The 2,457-nt window shown below is 49.1% G+C and carries 2 protein-coding genes; both read left to right on the forward strand.

What is annotated here, in order from left to right:
• On the forward strand, positions 1–1,021 hold a 1,021-nt coding region (locus VIM87_RS02675), incomplete at its 5' end, for an aldo/keto reductase (RefSeq protein WP_331995473.1).
• Between the two features lie 17 nt (positions 1,022–1,038).
• A partial coding sequence (locus VIM87_RS02680) for an ABC transporter ATP-binding protein (protein WP_331995474.1) occupies positions 1,039–2,457 on the forward strand: 1,419 nt, incomplete at its 3' end.

A 2,457-nucleotide genomic window follows, 5' to 3' on the forward strand; every position in this document is an offset into this window, starting at 1 on the left:
TTTAAAAATGGAATACAGGAAATTAGGAAACAGCGGTATTGAATTATCCGTGATCACTTTCGGCGCCTGGTCTATAGGGGAAACGCACCTGGGAGATGCCACCCGCGCTGATACACTGGCTGCTTTACGCAAGGCCTATGACATGGGATGCACCTCCATAGACACTGCTCCCGGTTATTGTATGGGCCTGGCCGAAGAGGTAGTAGCAGAAGCCATCCGCGGCCTGCCCAGGGATCAGGTGCAGATCCTCACAAAATGTGGAATGATCTGGGGCGGCGATAAAGGGAAGCTGGCAAATACCTGTAACTATAAAGGGCAGCGCCATGAAATATACAATTATGCCGGTAAGGAAAGCATTATAAAAGAATGTGAGGACAGCCTTCGCCGCCTGCAAACAGATTACATAGATCTGTACTCGCTCCACTGGCCTGACCCTACCACCCCGGTTGAAGAAACGATGGAAGCTTTTACCCTGCTTTTGCAGCAAGGTAAAATAAGGGCTGCAGGCGTTTGTAATCATTCGCCGGAAGCCATGATGGAAAAGGATGCCTTATGCCCGGTGGTATCTAATAAAGCCCGCTACAGCATGCTTAACCGCGGCATTGAAAAAGATCTTGTTCCTTATAGCATACAGGAGAATAAGGGCATTCTCGCTTACAGCATTTTGCAAAGAGGCATACTTACCGGAAGGGACTTCCGCAAGTTCCTGTGGCCGGAAGATAACTACTGGGAAGTGGCCCTGTACGAGCCTGAGAACAGGAACCGCATCCGGAATTTCCTGGATAAGCTGGCCCCTATGGCGGCAGACAAAGGCGTTACGCTTACACAGCTCTGCATCCGGTGGACCATTGACCGCCCCGGAATTACAGCGGTGCTGCTGGGCGCCACCAGCGCAGAGCAGGTAGCTTTTGATATGCAGGCCATGCAGGTATCCTTAACGGATGAAGAGACCAGCATTATAAATAAACACCTGGCCGACCTGGAAAAAGAGCTGGAGCTGGAAATGAAAGCGCCTGTATAACCACCTATCAAAATATTATGAAGTTATTGCTTCAATACCTGGCACGTTATAAAGGACTGGTTTTGCTGGCGCTGCTGCTGGCAGTTATAGACCAGGTCTTTATTAACCTTAATCCATACATTTTTGGCAACTATATTATTGACCCTTATGCCAATAAGGTTGGCTATTTCAGGGCACAGGGAATGGCCAATGAGTTCTTCCGCGGCATTGGTTCCGCATTGCTGAAAATAGTGGTGGTAAGCACTATTGCCTGGTTAGCGAGCACCTATAAGAATTACCTGGTAAATGTTATTATACGCAAGCTGGGTGCAGATCTTTATGCGGATGTGCAACGGCATACCCTTTGTTTGCCGTACCAGGATTTTGAAGACCAGCGCAGCGGTGAGATACTATCTGTTTTACAGCGGGCAAGACTGGAATCAGAGAACTTTATCACCAAGTTCATGAATGTGCTGTTTGCCAGTATTATTTCCGTTGGCGTGGTAATAGTTATTGCCGCAATGCTAAGTCCTGCACTGCCGCTGGTATATTTGTCCGGCGCGGCTCTTTTGCTGATCATCACTAATTTCCTGAGCAGGAAAATGCAGGCCATTCAAAAAGAGATCCTGCGGGAAACAAATGCGCTGGCCGGCTCCACAACGGAATCACTGCGGAATATAGAGCTGGTAAAAAGCCTGGGCCTTATTCAGCAGGAAATAACCCGCCTGAACGGCGCTAATCAAAAAATACTGCAAAGGGAGCTGCAGAAGATCAAGAGTGTACGCACCATCAGCTCAGCCTACGGCGCCTTTATACAGGCGCTTCACCAGGGAATTATTTTTATCCTGTTATTGTTCCTCTTCTACAATAAGCTCACTGTTGGGCAGCTGATCATGATGCAGCTTTACTTTTATTCTATGTTCGGCATGCTGGGTGAATTAGGAAGTGTGATTATGGCTTACCGTGATGTGGAAGCTTCCCTCAACAATCTGCGGGGCATACTGAATAAACCTGTGGAGGTAGGGCCTGCGCATCCCCGGCCGGTTGGCGTTATCCGCAGCATTTGTTTTGATAAGGTATCATTTCTGCATCAGTCGGTAGCACAGCCCGCGCTGCAGAATATTTCTTTTGATGCCAGGATGGGGGAGACCATCGCTATTGCCGGGCCTTCGGGAGCAGGTAAAACAACGCTGGTGAAACTGTTGGTAGGGCTTTACAAACCCGCCGGCGGAAGCATATTGTATAATGATCACAGGCATGATACGATCGATTTTGCGGAGCTGCGCCAGCAGATAGGCGTTGTAACCCAGGATGCGCAGCTGTTCTCCGGCACAATAAAAGAGAACCTGCTTTTTGTAAATCCTGCGGCAACCGATCAAATGATCAACGAGGTGCTGGAGCAGGCATCCTGCCAGCAGCTGCTGGCACGGTCGCCCAAAGGAGTAGATACCCTGATC

This window comes from Chitinophaga sp. (genome assembly GCF_036569125.1).
GTDB lineage: Bacteria > Bacteroidota > Bacteroidia > Chitinophagales > Chitinophagaceae > Chitinophaga.